This window comes from Azospirillum sp. UENF 312511, assembly GCF_058780635.1.
This window is the reverse complement of the sequence record NZ_JBSNCG010000003.1, coordinates 2048083-2061712: the sequence shown is the minus strand read 5'-3', so window position 1 is coordinate 2061712 and position 13630 is coordinate 2048083. Positions and strand designations below refer to the sequence as shown.

Below are 13630 nucleotides of genomic sequence, written 5' to 3'. Positions count from 1 at the left end.
CCCGCATCCCCACCCTCCGTCATCGGCGCGCGGAATGGGCGCGCTGAAGGAAGAGTGGGAAGCGGTCCCGCCCGCCGGTACGTCCGCGGACGGACATCACGCCAACGGAGCAGGCCATGCCGGGCGGGTTAGACCGGTGAGGCCCGCCCCACCCGGCCGAAATTTACTTGGCCGATTTCTACTCGGCCAATTTCTACTCGGTGGGAATTTCCGCCAGCGGCGGACGGCGGTCCTTCACGATGGTCAGCGGCACGTCATCGGCAGCGATCTCGATGATCGGCTGGCCGCCCAGCAGGCTGGGGCACTGCTTGACCTGGGTGAAGGCCATGAAGAAATCGGCCTTGCGCCAATCCAGACCGGTGCCGTTGACCAGCTTCAGCCAGGGCGGCAGCTCGAAGCGGACGGCCAGCGTGTTGCCACAGACCGACAGGGTGTACTGGCGCGGCGGCGCCTTGCCGCCGTTCTCACGCTCCACCAGGGCGACCAGCTCGGCCAGCGCCTCGTGCTGGGAGTTGCCCCAGTAATCCAGCTCGAACCGGCCCTCGGCGCCCTTCAGCCCGCCGGCGAACTGGTTGTAGTAGACGTACTGGTTCGGGTGCATGGCGCCGAGCTGCCACGCGTACAGCACGGCCACCGCGATGGCCGCCGCCCCGTACGCCTGCCCCGTACGCCGGCCCAGCGCCTCGGCCCCGCTCCACAGCCGGTCGAAGGCGATGCCGGCCAGCACCGCCATCGGCGGCGCCACGAACAGGAAATGGCGGATGCCGTTGTAGACGGACGGGCGCATCAGCATGAACAGGATCACCGGCAGGAACGCCGCCAGCGCCAGCGGCACCCAGCGCACCGCGCCGAAGGCGCCGTCCACGTTCCGCCAGCCGCCGCGCACCACCCACAGGGCGGCCAGCACCACCGCGGCCAGGGTGCCCAGCAGCACCGCCTCCGGCAGCTTCACCCCCAGATAAACCGGCAGATAGAGCGCCGGCGGGGCGGCGGAGCTGACCATCTGCCCCATGAACAGCGTCTGGATGTCGATGGGGAAGTGCGAGACGACGCGCAGCGCCTCCAGCGGGTTCAGCGGCTTCTGCACCGCCCAGGGCCAGAACAGCGCCATCACCGCGTAGGCCAGCGGAATGGCCGGCAGCAGGGGCGGCACGGAGCGCCGGACGACGCCGAAGGCCGGCCGCAGCCCACCCTGCCACGCCACCAGCACCACATAGAGCGCCAGCGCCACCGCGAGGTAGAAGCCGGCCAGCACCCCGCCCACCCGGATCGACAGGGTCAGGCCCAGCGCCAGCCCGAACTTCAGCACGGCGCTGCGGCGCGGGGCCGGCATCTGGCCGATGATGCGGGTGGCGAAATAGAGCGTCCACACCATGCCCGCGGCGAAGGGCACGTCCTTGGTGTTGTTGAACATGGCGCCGTAATAGACGCCGGACAGCGCCAGCAGCGCCGCCGCCAGGAAGCCCGCCCGCGGCCCGGCCAGCAGCCGCGCGTAGCGCCAGCAGCCGGCGATGCCCAGCACCCCGACCAGCGCGCACAGCAGGTGGCGCGTCTCGTACTCCTCGAACGGCGAGATCGGGACCACCAGGGCGGTCACCAGATCGAACAGCCCGCCATACAGGTACAGGTCCTTGAAATGGAAGGCCGACCGGTCGGTGAAGCCGGACAGGTAGAAGGACAGCAGCTTCTTGCCGTAGATGTGCTGCACCTCCTCGTCGGTGCTGATCCCGTAGTTCCGGAAGGTCAGCGCGGCGAGGATGATCAGGCACAGCAAAAGCGCGCGCGCCATGTCGTCCCACAGGGCACCGGCGCGGCGTTGCGACAGCGCGCCCGCCGGGGGCGCCGCCCCGAGGGGATTCAGGCCGAGCGGCGGCATCAGGCTCATGAAGGGCGGTCCTCGCTTCCGGGCCGGCGCCAAGCGCCTGCGTTGGCCCCCGGATTGGCCGCTGGATTGGATACCGGAGCGGCAGCCTCGTCCTCGAAGCCGTGCGCGGAACGGACGATGTAAAGGGGGCGTCCCTTCACCTCGTTGAACACGCGACCCAGATAGTCGCCGATGACCCCCAGCGTGACGAGCTGGATGCCACCCATGAACAGCACCGCGGCCAGCAGCGATTCATAGCCGGGCACGTCGATGCCGTAGATCAGGGTGCGCAGCAGGCGCAGCAGGATGTAGACGAAGGCGAAGCCGGAGATCGCCATGCCCACCAGACTCCACACCCGCAACGGAAAGGTGGAGAAGGCGGTCAGCCCGTCGAAGGACAGGCTGAGCAGCTTCAGGAAGCCCCATTTGGTGTCGCCGCCGGCGCGCTCCCCCTGTTGGTAGGGGATGCTGGCCTGACGGAAGCCGACCCAGGCGAAGATGCCCTTCATGAAGCGCGTGCGTTCGGGCATGCGGTTGATGACGTCGACCACCCGGCGGTCCATCAGCCGGAAGTCGCCGACCTCGCGCGGCAGCTTGACCTCCGACAGGTTGTCGAAGATCCAGTAGAAGGCGCGGGCGAACGCCCGGTGCTTCAGGCTCTGCCCCACCCGCGCGTGGCGCACGGCGACGACCACGTCGTAGCCCTCGCGCCATTTGGCGAGGAACTGGGGCAGCAATTCCGGCGGGTGCTGGAGGTCGGCGTCCATCGGCACCACGGCGTCGCCGGTGGTGTGGCGCAGCCCGGCCGACAGGGCCAGCTCCTTGCCGAAGTTGCGCGACAGGTCGACCACCTTGACCCGCGGGTCGGCGTCATGGACGTCCAGCAGGCGGTCGAGCGTGTCGTCGCGGCTGCCGTCGTTGACGCAGACCACCTCCCACTCGGCGTCCAGCCGGTCGAGCACGGGCACCAGCCGCTCGAACAGCGCCGCGATGTTGGGGCCTTCGTTGTAGAAGGGGATCACCACCGACAGGCGCCCCCGCTTCGTGCGGGCGGAGCGCGACGGCTTCGGGGCGGAAGCGGCGTCACCGGTGATGGGGGCGGGTGTGGGGGCGGTGTTGGCGGAAGCCGCCAGAGTGGGCGCGTCGGTCAGGGACATGGCCGGCCGTTGGGTCAGATGATCACGAGCCGGGTCGGAAGGGTCCTGGCAGGCGTCCCCGGCGGGGCGCTTCGCCCTTTGGCATATAGCACGATACATGTGGATGAGCAAAACGCCTCTATTGTGACCATCCACGGCCTAAGCCGTGACCAGCACGCCGCTGGAACCGGCGCCGGAACGGTCCGTCGCTGGTGGGCTAACGCCACGGTCCCGACAAATATTCCAAGGCCCCGCGAAACCGCCAGAACCCGGAAGGATAAGGGCATCCCCAAGCGTGCGCGAAGGACCCCCATGCCCGTTTTCGTGGGCCGGAAAGCAGTTGGCACACTTAATGAATTGGTAAGCGGACACTGCCATGTTTTGTATCTAAACCATTCAGCCTCATCCGGAGTTTTCCCGACCATGAGCCTGTTCAACCATCTTCGGGTCGGCACCAAGATCACGGCGGCGAACGCCGGGGTTCTCCTTTTCCTGGTCGCCATCGGCGGCATCGGGGTCTATGCCCTGATGGACGCCAAGCACGGCTTCGCGACCTACCAGACCCTGGCGCGCCAGACCACCGAGGTCGGCCGCATCCAGGCGACGATGCTGGAGGTCCAGCTTCAGGCCAAGACCTTCCTGCTGACCGGCAGCGAAGAGGCCGCCCACGCGGTGGACTCGCTGGCCGCCGACCTGGACGGGCGGATCGACGAGGCCAAGACCCTGTTCACCGAGCCGACGCTGAACCGCACGGTGACCCAGATGGACAACGAGTTGGGCCAATACCGCGAGGCCTTCGCCCGCATCATGGAGTTCCAGGCGACCCGCAACGAGGCGTCGGCGGAGCTTCTCGATCTCGGAGTCAAGATGGAGAAGGCGCTCAGCGGCGTCATGGACAGCGCCTACGCCGACGGCGACACCGAGGCCGCCTATCAGGCGGGCATGGCGGCGCGCCACTTCCTGGCCGCCCGCAACACCGCCAACCGCTTCCTAACCGACGGCTCGGCGGAGAGCGCCGACATCTTCCGCAAGGAGTTGCAGAACGCCCGCGAGCGCGGCAACGCGATGCTCGCCAAGCTGACCGAGCTGGAGCGCCGCCGCGGCGCCTCGTCCTTCCTGGCCTATCAGCGCGTCTTCGCCACCCAGTTCGAGAAGGCGGTCGTCGCCACCACCAAGCGGGACGAGCTGGTCTCGCAGGTGCTGGAGACGCTCGGCCCGACCGTCAACGCGCGGGTCGAGCAGCTCCGCGACGCCAGCGCCCGCCAGCAGGCGGCGCTCGGCACCACCGCGGCGGAGAACATCGACCGCGCCCGCACCGTGACCACCGCCGCCGCCGTGGTCGCCGTGCTGCTCGGGCTGATCTCCGCCCTGCTGATCGGGCGCGGCCTGTCGCGGCCCATCGTCTCGATGACCGACACCATGACCCGTCTGGCCGGCGGCGACCGCCGGGTGGACGTGCCCGGCCTCGACCGCGGCGACGAGATCGGCGGCATGGCCAAGGCCGTCGAAGTCTTCAAGCACAGCCTGATCGAGGCCGACCGCATGGCCGCCGAGCAGGCCGCCGAGCATGCGACCCGCCGCGAGCGGTCGGAGCGCATCGACTCCCTGACCCGCGAGTTCGACCGCATGGTGATGGAGGTGCTGTCCCGCGTCTCCTCCGCCGCCACCCAGCTCAACAGCACGGCCCAGGGCATGTCGGCCACCGCCGAGCAGACCACCCGGCAGGCCAGCGCCGTCGCCGCCGCCTCCACCCAGGCGACCGCCAACGTGGAGACCGTCGCCGCCGCCGCGGAGGAGCTGACCAGCTCGATCCAGGAGATCAGCCGGCAGGTCGCCCAGAGCAACAGCATCGCCGGGCAGGCGGTCAGCACCGCCGAGCGGACCGACGCCACGGTGCGCGGGCTGGTCGACGCCGCCCAGCGCATCGGCGAGGTGGTCCAGCTCATCAACGACATCGCCAGCCAGACCAACCTGCTGGCGCTCAACGCCACAATCGAGGCGGCCCGTGCCGGAGAGGCCGGCAAGGGCTTCGCCGTGGTGGCGTCGGAGGTCAAGAGCCTCGCCAACCAGACCGCCAAGGCGACCGAGGACATCTCCGGCCAGATCGCCGGCATCCAGCAGGTCAGCCGCGAGGCCGCCGGGGCCATCGCCGAGATCGGCCGGGTGATCGGCGAGATCAGCCACATCTCCACCACCATCGCCGCCGCGGTCGAGGAGCAGGGTGCGGCCACCCAGGAGATCAGCCGCAACGTCCAGCAGGCCGCCCGCGGCACGCAGGAGGTGTCGGGCAACATCGCCGGGGTGACCCAGGCGGCGGAAGCCACCGGCGACGCCTCCCGTCAGGTGCTCGACGCCGCCGACGGGCTGAGCGGCGAGGCGGAAGGGCTGCGCGGCTTCGTCTCCCGCTTCCTGACCGACATGCGGGCCGCCTGACGGTTTCGTCTTCACCCCTCCTCCATCCGATGGCGATGGAGGAGGGGTTTTTCTTGCGCCGCCCCGGCCCTGTTGGGCAAATAGGGGTCATTGCGCACCCCGGACTGCTTTTCCCATCATGATCCTGACCCCGATCCCGGCCGAGACGATGCCGGAGGCCCTGGCGACCTTCGAGCGCCTGCTGGCCGGCAAGCCCCTGCCCCTCGCCGCCTTCCGGCGCATCGCCGCCACATGGCCGGTGCCCGGCGGCGTCGACACGCCGGAGCAGCGCGCCGAAGCGGTGCGGCTGGCCCACGCCCACGGCATCGGCACGCTGGACGAGCCGCCGAACGCCTCCTTCATGTGGGACGGCGAGGTGATCCGCACCGATGTGGAATCGACGGTCATCGTTCATGAGGTCGCCCACTGGCTGGTCGCCGCGCCCGAGCGCCGTCCGCTCTACGACTTCGGCCTGGGGCCGGGGCCGGAGACGACGCTGCGCAAGGAGGCGCGCAGCCAGCAGAAGCTGACCTTCGAGGACTGCATGCACGAGGAGCAGCAGACCTCCCTGCTCGGCGTGCTGTGGGAGGCCGAACTGGGCCAGCCGGCGATCCTCGCCTTCCTGGAGCAGAACTGGATGGAGCGCTGGGAGCGGGAGAGCACCGCCGCCTTCTTCATCCGCCACGTCGAGGAACTCTTCACCCGCGGCCTGATCGACGCCGAGGGCCGCCCGTCCACGGCGCGCGCCTGGGCGGACAAGCGGGCGGACGAACGGATGCGGGCCGCCTGACATTCGCGCTGCCCATAAATCAATCATAATACCCCTGGAGGCTGGACCGTCATGACCCGCAACCTGCTTACGCTGGCCTCCGCGCTGGCCCTGCTCGCCACCCCGGCGGCGGCGGACACGCTGAAGATCGGCATGATCACCACCCTGTCCGGCCCCGGCGCGGGGCTGGGCATCGACATCCGCGACGGCTTCGCGCTGGCGGTCGAGCATGCGGGCGGCAAGCTGGGCGGGCAGGACACCCAGGTCATCGAGGCGGACGACCAGCAGAAGCCCGACGTCGCCGTCGGCCTCGCCAACCGTATGGTCGAGCGCGACCGCGTGCAGGTGGTGACCGGCGTGGTCTGGTCGAACCTCGCGCTGGCGATGCTGCCGACGCTGGCCGGCGGGCAGACCTTCTTCATCAGCCCGAACGCCGGCCCGTCGCAGCTGGCGGGCGCGCAGTGCAACCCGTACTTCTTCAACGCCGCCTACCAGAACGACCAGATCCACGAGGCCGTCGGCAAGCATGTCCAGGACGAGGGCTTCAAGAAGGTCTATCTGATGGCCCCCAACTACCCGGCGGGCAAGGACGGTCTGGCCGGCTTCAAGCGCTACTACAAGGGCGCGGTCGCGGGCGAGGTCTACACCCAGGTCGGGCAGCTCGACTACGCGGCGGAGCTGGCGCAGCTCAAGGCCGCGGCGCCGGACGCCGTCTACGTCTTCTACCCCGGCGGCATGGGCATCAACTTCATCAAGCAGTACGAGCAGGCCGGGCTGAAGGGCGCCGTCCCGCTGTTCGGCCCCGGCTTCTCCTTCGACCAGGACATCCTGGCGGCGGTCGGCGAGTTCGCGCTTGGCGTCAAGAACTCGGCGCAGTGGAGCCCGGACCTCGACAACGCCGCCAACAAGACGTTCGTCGCCGACTTCAAGGCCAAGTACGGGCGCATCCCGTCCATGTACGCCGCCCAGGGCTACGACACGGCGCTGCTGATCGACAGCGCGGTGAAGGCGGTCGGCGGCAACCTGAAGGACAAGGACAAGCTGCGCGCCGCGCTGGCGTCGGCCAAGCTGCAGAGCCTGCGCGGCGAGGTGGCCTTCAACACCAACCACTACCCGATCCACAACATCTACCTGCGCGAGGTCGTGAAGGGGGCTGACGGTGCGGTGACCAACAAGACCGTCGCCACGGTCTTCACCAACCACGCCGACGCCTACGTCAAAGACTGCCCGATGAAGTGAGGCGCAGCCAGGACGCCGGAGAATGGACGCGCTCCTCCTCGTCGAACAGGGTCTGAACGGGCTTCAGCTCGGCGTGATGCTGTTCCTGATGGCCGCCGGGCTGACGCTCGTCTTCGGCATCATGGACCTCATCAACCTCGCCCACGGCACCTTCTACATGGTCGGCGCCTACCTGACGGCGGCGCTGGTGCCGGTGCTGGACAGCTTCCCGCTGGCGCTGGCGGCGGCGGTTCTGCTGACGGCGCTGCTCGGGCTGGTGGTGGAGGCGGTGGCGCTGCGCACGCTCTACCGCCGCGACCACCTGGACCAGGTGCTGGCGACCTTCGGGCTGATCCTGTTCTTCAACGAGCTGGTGAAGATCGTCTTCGGCCCGGTCCCCATCTTCCTGAACCCGCCGGCGGCGCTGGCCGGGACGGTGGACCTGTTCGGGCTGAAATACCCGGCCTTCCGGCTGGCGATTCTCGCCGTGGGCATCGCCGTGGCGGTGTTCCTGTGGCTGCTGATCGCCCGCACGCGGGTCGGCATGCTGATCCGTGCCGGCGCCACCAACCGCGAGATGGTGATGGCGCTGGGAGTGGACGTCCGGCTGCTGTTCGGGCTGGTCTTCGCGCTGGGCTGCGGGCTGGCCGGGCTGGCCGGCGCCATGGCCGGGCCGGTGCTGGCCGTTCAGGTCGGCATGGGCGAGCAGATCCTCATCCTGACCTTCGTGGTCATCGTCATCGGCGGCATCGGCTCGATCCGCGGGGCGCTGGCCGGCGCCCTGCTGGTCGGCATGGTGGACACGCTGGGCCGCGCCCTGCTGCCCGCCGCCTTCCGTCTGGTGATGGACGCCGCCAACGCCAGCGCCGCCGGGGCCGCGCTCGCCTCCATGGCGATCTACGTGCTGATGGCGGTGGTTCTGGCGATCAGGCCCAAGGGCCTGTTCCCAGCGCATTGAGGAACGGCTAGGTTCAGTTTATGACCACGAACGAGTTCACGCTGCTGTTCCGGCGGCGCTTCAGCATGGCCCATCGCCTGATCGCCGGCGATTCCGTCAAATGCGCCGTGCCGCACGGCCACAACGAGACCGTTTCGGTGAAGCTGGAGGCCGTGGACCCCGCACCGCTCGACGGGGCGGCGAACATGGTGGAGTCCTTCGCGCGGGCCAAGGCGACCTGGCACCGCTGGATCGACGGGCATGTCGACCATGCGCTCCAGCTGTCCCACCGCGACCCGCTGATCGGCTATTTCCGGGAGCACGAGCCGGAAAAGCTGCCCATGCTGCTGATCACCCCCGGCGACCCGACGACGGAGGCGCTGGCCGCCTGCATGATGGCCAAGGCCAACGCGCTGTTCGCCACGGAGACCTCGCCCTTGCGCTGCGTCGAGGTGGAGATTGAGGAGACGCCGACCAACACGGTGATCTTCCGCGGCGTGCCGGAGCATCACCTGGACGCCGGCTACCTCGGCCTGCCGGGCGCGCCCTGGTGGCTGCGCGGGGACATGAGCATCAACGACCTGTAACGGGCACCGTCTTCAGGCTTCAGGCTTCAGGCAATCCCCAGCAGCTTGTGAAGCTGGACGCTCATCCGGTAGCCGTGGGCCAGCGCCACGGCGGTGCAGGCCTGCCGGTTGGCGAGGTTCCGCTCCGCATCGCCATCGTCGCGCGGCATCACCGTGACGGCGGCGCCGGGCGGCGGGCGGAACAGCCGGGCGCCCTGCCCCGGCAACTGGGTGGACAGGGTGGGCAGCCCGTCGCCGGGATCGCTCTCCCCCGCCGCCAGCACGTATTTGTAGACCGACACCCGCGGCACGAGGTCCGGGTGCAGGCCGGGCGTCTTCGGGCTGCACACGATGGTCAGCCGCGGGTCGTCCGGCATGCCGTCCAGCCACAGCGTGCCGTTCGTCTCGATCTGCACGCGCAGGCCCCGCTCCAGCAGGGCGCGGATCAGCGGGACGACATTCTGGCGCAGCGGCTCCCCGCCGGTCAGCACGATCAGGTCGCAGACCGCGGGGCGCAGTTCCCCGATGCGGGCCAGCAGCTCGCCCAGGGACGGGCGCCAGGGCGAGCTTTCGAAGTCGGTGTCGCACCAGTGGCAGCGCAGGTTGCAGCCGCCGGTCCGCACGAAGACGCTGGGCTCCCCGACGAAGGGGCCTTCGCCCTGAAGGGTGTAGAAGACCTCCTGTATCCACAGGCTTTGGCCGTCGCCCCCCTCCTGCGGGCGGACCGGGTTGGCGCCGCGCATCAGGACCCGCCCCCGTAGGCCACCGGATCGGCCAGCCCGGCCTCGGCAAAGCCCTTCAGCCGCAGCAGGCAGCTGTCGCAGGACCCGCAGGCCGCGCCGTCCGGCGCCGGGTCGTAGCAGGAGTGGGTCAGGCCGTAATCCACCCCGAGTTCCAGCCCGCGGCGGATGATGCCCGCCTTGTCGAGCGTCATCAGCGGGGCGTGGATCTTGAACCGGCTGGCGCCCTCCACCCCCGCCTTGGTGGCGAGGTTCGCCATGGTCTCAAAGGCGGCGATGTATTCGGGCCGGCAGTCCGGATAGCCGGAATAGTCCAGCGCGTTCACGCCGATGAAGATGTCCGATGCCTCCAGCGTTTCCGCCCAGGCCAGCGCGAAGGACAGGAACACCGTGTTGCGCGCCGGGACGTAGGTCACCGGGATGCCCGTCCCCAGGTCCGCCGCGCTGGCGTGCTTGGGCACGTCGATGGCGTCGGTCAGGGCGGAGCCGCCGAAGGCCCGCAGATCGATGTCGGCGATGACGTGGCGGTCCACCGCCATGGCCGCGGCGACCCGCTTGGCCGCTTCCAGCTCCACCGCATGGCGTTGCCCGTAGCGAAAGCTGAGCGCGTTCAGCCGGTAGCCCTGCTCCCGGGCGATCGCCAGCACCGTCGTGGAGTCCAGCCCACCGCTGACCAGCACCACCGCGTTCCTTGCCGTCATGTCCCTGCCCTTTCCCATGCTCACCGGCCGCCCCGGCATAATCCCCTCCTCGCCATTGGTCAACGGCGGCGGCCAACCGGCGGCGATCTCCAGCCGGGCGGAAAAACGTCAGGCTGTTAACGCTTCGGAAATTCCCCTTGCAACACCCTTGTTAGCAAAACGAACATCCAGAAAGCAGGCATAGAACCGGCACTGCGGCCTCCGCCGGTTGCGAGGGAGACATTGCCGTGAACGCAGTCCAACCGCCGCCCAGCGCCCAGGACGACCACGCGGACCGGACCGGCATCGACCCTCCTTGTCACTGCGACGGCGCCGCCAAGGCGGCGGATTGCCAATCCTCCTGCCATCTGAACGACGCGGCTTTCCGGGATCGCGCCAAGGAAATCCTGTTCAGCGGACGGCTCATCACCGCCGGGGCGGTGCATCTGATCGGTCTGGAGGACATCCGGAACCAGCTCGGCAACCGCTGGGAACGGGTGAAGGAGCGGGTCCACATCTACACCACCCGCCTGCTCGAAAAGATGCTTTCCCCTCACGACGTGTGGTTCCGGCACGGCGAGGCCCAATTCATCATCGTGTTCGCCCACGCGGACATCCAGGCGGCCCAGCTGATCTGCGGGAAGATCGTCGAAGACCTTCATCAGTCCTTGCTGGGGCACAGCGACACCAGCCAGATCATCGTCAAGACCGCGCTGGTGGAAATCGACGGCAGTGTCGCGGTCGGCAGCGCACGGCTGGACGACCTGCTGCTCCACGCGGCCAGCCCTTCGGAGCGACCATCCGCCAAGCCACAGCGCGCGGGGCGCCCCGAAGAACGGTCCGAAGAGCGGCAGCGGCCATCGCTGACGGATTTCGCGCTCGGCAACGGCGAGCCGCCGCCGCGGCCCAAGGTGCTCTTCCGCCCCGTCTACGACGTGCGCAACAAGGTGATCTCCACCTACACCTGCCGGCCGGATCTCCACACCTGCCGGCACATCAACCAGATCACCGCGGACGATGTCATGCAGGAGGAGGCCATCTTCGATTACGACATGGAAACCCTGTGCCATGCCGTCCGCACCTACAACGAGCTGTACCAGAACAAATTCCGTTACGCCCAGACCATCCCCGTCCATTTCGAGACCCTCGCCTCGGTGCGGCGGCGGCGGGAATATCTCCAGTCCTGCCGGATGATCCCCAATTGCCTGATCCCCTTCCTGGCCTTCGAGCTGGAAGGATTGCCGCAGGGCATTCCCAACGGCCGGCTGGCCGAGATGGTCACCATGCTGCGTCCCTTCGGCCGCGCCGCCATCGTCATCCTGCGGGAGGAGAACTCCGACATCGCGACCTACGCCAACGCCGGCGTCAAGGGCGTGGGACTGGCTATGGATTTCCGGGACGGCGATCAGCGCTGCATCGACAAGATCAACGCCTTCTGCCCCATCCCGCGCAAGCATGGCCTGTTCGCCTACCTGGACGGCATCCGGAACGTCGAGCAGTTCCAGGCCGCGATCGAGGCCGGAGCGGCCTATGTCGGCGGGGCCGTGGTCGGCAAGGATTCCGACGTTCCCGAACACATGCGGCGCTGCACCGAGCGGCAGATGCTCATGCGAGCCAGGGTCAAGGCACGGCGCGAATCCGCATAGACAGAGGTCCGGCCAAGGCACGTCCCTTTCCGCATAGGACGTCAGGAGGCGCCGCCTGGACGGCTTCGTTAACGCATTAGCAAGTGCGAAAGGACCATCCTATTCATACGGTCATTCCATTGATGCCCGTACCCGGTCCAGACGGCGGCCCTGCCGTTGGGCTCGCGCTCCCCCACAACCGGAAAGGGACGCTCGGCCATGGTCATGCATCACCCCTCCGGTCCGGACGGCACCATCCCGCAACAGGATGACGGTGCCATGTCGTCCTCGCCCCCCACCCCCGGACAATCGATCGACGAGTCCTTCAAGGAGCGCGCCCGACAGATCCTGACGCACAACCAGACGGTTACCGCGGGGTCGGTCCACCTGATCGGTCTCGACGAGATCCGGAATGAGCTGGGCGACCGCTGGGGAAGCGTGAACGAGCGGGTGCACGTCTACACCGAGCGCATGCTCAAGAAGGTTCTGTCGCCGCGCGACGTCTGGTTCCGCTATGGCGAGAACCACTACATCATCGTCTTCGCCCAGGCCGACCGGAAAGCGGCGCAGCTGACCTGCAGCAAGGTGATGGAAAGCCTGCACCAAGCGCTGCTGGGCCACGCCGACACGCGGCGCATCACCGTCAAGACCGCGGTGGTCGATGTCGGCGGCGGGGTCGCCCTGGACACCGCGCGGCTGGCCGACCTGCTCAAGGACGCCGTTCACAAGCCGGAGGGCACCGCGGCGGCCTCCCCTCCGCCGGCGGACGGCGCGATTCCGCCGGCCATTCCGGCGGCGGAGGCACGGCGCCCGCACCGGCCCGAGATGCCGGCGGACACCATCACGCCGCAGAGCCGGCCCAAGGTGCTGTTCCGCCCGGTCTTCGACGTGAAGCACAAGGTGGTGTCGACCTACTGCTGCCGCACCGACGCCGACACCGCCCGCTATCTGAACCTGATGGACACCTTCGACCCGGAGCGCGAGGAGGCCGTCTTCGACCTCGACATGGAGACGCTGAGCCTCGCGGTCAGCACCTACAACGAGCTGTACGCCAACAAATTCCGCTACGCCCAGACCATCCCCGTCCATTTCGGCACGCTCGCTTCCAGCCGGCGGCGGCGGGAATACATCCAGGCCTGCCGGATGATCCCGCGCGTGCTGATGCCCTTCCTGGCCTTCGAGCTGGACGGGCTGCCGGCCGGCGTTCCCTATGGGCGGCTGGCGGAGATCGTGGCGATGCTGCGCCCCTTTGCCCGCGCCGCCATGGTCATCCTGCACGACGACGCGGGCGACCTGTCGGTCTACGCCACCGCCGGCGTCAAGGGGGTCGGTCTGCGGCTGGACGGGCGGGAGGACGAGCCGCACATCCTGGAGCGGGTCCAGACCTTCTGCCCCGGACCGCGCAAGTTCGGCATGTTCGCCTACGTGGACGGCGTGCGCACCCCGGTGGAGCTGGAAGCGGCGGAAGCCGCGGGCGCCGCCTATCTGAGCGGTCCCATCATCGGTGAGGATTCGGAGGTGCCGGAGCACATGAAGCGCTGCACCGAACGCCAGCTCCTCCAGCGGTCGCGGCGCCGTCGCCACCACGACACGCCCTGGGGCTAAGCGGGCGGGGCCAAGCGGGCGGGCACCCGCTGTCGGCGCGACCTTTTGTGTTCAAGCCCGCCCATCTGTGCGAAAAGA

General features: G+C 68.8%; 11 protein-coding genes. 7 read left to right on the top strand and 4 right to left on the bottom strand.

What is annotated here, in order from left to right; all coding sequences use genetic code 11:
- Positions 1-193 precede the first annotated feature (193 nt).
- Both ACWPN7_RS21155 and ACWPN7_RS21150 read right to left on the bottom strand, forming a co-directional pair.
- Positions 194-1885 carry a glycosyltransferase family 39 protein gene (locus ACWPN7_RS21155; protein ID WP_456521649.1) on the bottom strand — a complete coding sequence of 564 codons (1692 nt, stop codon included), beginning with the start codon at positions 1883-1885 and terminating at the stop codon, positions 194-196.
- Positions 1882-3021 carry a glycosyltransferase family 2 protein gene (locus tag ACWPN7_RS21150; RefSeq protein WP_459195970.1) on the bottom strand — a complete coding sequence of 380 codons (1140 nt, stop codon included), beginning with the start codon at positions 3019-3021 and terminating at the stop codon, positions 1882-1884. Before ACWPN7_RS21150 ends, ACWPN7_RS21155 begins: the two co-directional genes overlap by 4 nt.
- Before the next feature lie 402 nt (positions 3022-3423).
- On the opposite strand from ACWPN7_RS21150, the gene ACWPN7_RS21145 reads away from it, so the two are divergent.
- The 5 genes from ACWPN7_RS21145 (at position 3424) to ACWPN7_RS21125 (ending at position 8923) form a co-directional block, all read left to right on the top strand.
- Complete coding sequence (locus ACWPN7_RS21145) at positions 3424-5433, top strand: methyl-accepting chemotaxis protein (protein ID WP_103039246.1); 2010 nt, start codon at positions 3424-3426, stop codon at positions 5431-5433.
- 118 nt (positions 5434-5551) lie between these two features.
- Entirely contained in the window at positions 5552-6202 is a 651-nt protein-coding gene (locus ACWPN7_RS21140; protein ID WP_038526299.1) for an elongation factor P hydroxylase, read from the top strand.
- A 51-nt stretch (positions 6203-6253) separates the two neighbouring features.
- Positions 6254-7420 carry an ABC transporter substrate-binding protein gene (locus ACWPN7_RS21135; RefSeq protein ID WP_492273434.1) on the top strand — a complete coding sequence of 389 codons (1167 nt, stop codon included), beginning with the start codon at positions 6254-6256 and terminating at the stop codon, positions 7418-7420.
- A gap of 22 nt (positions 7421-7442) precedes the next feature.
- The gene (locus ACWPN7_RS21130) at positions 7443-8357 is read left to right on the top strand and encodes a branched-chain amino acid ABC transporter permease (RefSeq protein ID WP_038526293.1); all 915 of its coding nucleotides are present in this window, start codon (positions 7443-7445) and stop codon (positions 8355-8357) included.
- A gap of 20 nt (positions 8358-8377) precedes the next feature.
- On the top strand, positions 8378-8923 hold the full coding sequence (locus ACWPN7_RS21125) for a 6-pyruvoyl trahydropterin synthase family protein (RefSeq protein WP_038526290.1): 546 nt from the start codon (positions 8378-8380) through the stop codon (positions 8921-8923).
- A 26-nt stretch (positions 8924-8949) separates the two neighbouring features.
- On the opposite strand, the gene ACWPN7_RS21120 is transcribed toward ACWPN7_RS21125, so the two are convergent.
- Positions 8950-9645: a 7-carboxy-7-deazaguanine synthase QueE gene (locus tag ACWPN7_RS21120; RefSeq protein ID WP_103039249.1), complete on the bottom strand. Its 696-nt coding sequence runs from the start codon at positions 9643-9645 to the stop codon at positions 8950-8952.
- Positions 9645-10343, bottom strand: a complete 699-nt coding sequence (gene queC, locus ACWPN7_RS21115; RefSeq protein ID WP_149648365.1) for a 7-cyano-7-deazaguanine synthase QueC — start codon at positions 10341-10343, stop codon at positions 9645-9647. Before queC ends, ACWPN7_RS21120 begins: the two co-directional genes overlap by 1 nt.
- A gap of 227 nt (positions 10344-10570) precedes the next feature.
- On the opposite strand from queC, the gene ACWPN7_RS21110 reads away from it, so the two are divergent.
- Together ACWPN7_RS21110 and ACWPN7_RS21105 are read left to right on the top strand one after the other, a co-directional pair.
- Entirely contained in the window at positions 10571-11968 is a 1398-nt protein-coding gene (locus tag ACWPN7_RS21110; RefSeq protein WP_051657754.1) for a hypothetical protein, read from the top strand.
- A 258-nt stretch (positions 11969-12226) separates the two neighbouring features.
- Positions 12227-13552 (top strand): nucleotidyl cyclase domain-containing protein, encoded by a 1326-nt coding sequence (locus ACWPN7_RS21105; protein WP_459195971.1) that lies wholly within the window; start codon positions 12227-12229, stop codon positions 13550-13552.
- The last annotated feature ends 78 nt before the right edge of the window (positions 13553-13630 follow it).

Coding starts and splice junctions, on each gene's coding strand:
- ACWPN7_RS21155 (WP_456521649.1), bottom strand. CDS start 1,885: ATGAGCCTGATGCCGCCGCTCGGCCTGAATCCCCTCGGGGCGGCGCCC.
- ACWPN7_RS21150 (WP_459195970.1), bottom strand. CDS start 3,021: ATGTCCCTGACCGACGCGCCCACTCTGGCGGCTTCCGCCAACACCGCC.
- ACWPN7_RS21145 (WP_103039246.1), top strand. CDS start 3,424: ATGAGCCTGTTCAACCATCTTCGGGTCGGCACCAAGATCACGGCGGCG.
- ACWPN7_RS21140 (WP_038526299.1), top strand. CDS start 5,552: ATGATCCTGACCCCGATCCCGGCCGAGACGATGCCGGAGGCCCTGGCG.
- ACWPN7_RS21135 (WP_492273434.1), top strand. CDS start 6,254: ATGACCCGCAACCTGCTTACGCTGGCCTCCGCGCTGGCCCTGCTCGCC.
- ACWPN7_RS21130 (WP_038526293.1), top strand. CDS start 7,443: ATGGACGCGCTCCTCCTCGTCGAACAGGGTCTGAACGGGCTTCAGCTC.
- ACWPN7_RS21125 (WP_038526290.1), top strand. CDS start 8,378: ATGACCACGAACGAGTTCACGCTGCTGTTCCGGCGGCGCTTCAGCATG.
- ACWPN7_RS21120 (WP_103039249.1), bottom strand. CDS start 9,645: ATGCGCGGCGCCAACCCGGTCCGCCCGCAGGAGGGGGGCGACGGCCAA.
- queC (WP_149648365.1), bottom strand. CDS start 10,343: ATGACGGCAAGGAACGCGGTGGTGCTGGTCAGCGGTGGGCTGGACTCC.
- ACWPN7_RS21105 (WP_459195971.1), top strand. CDS start 12,227: ATGTCGTCCTCGCCCCCCACCCCCGGACAATCGATCGACGAGTCCTTC.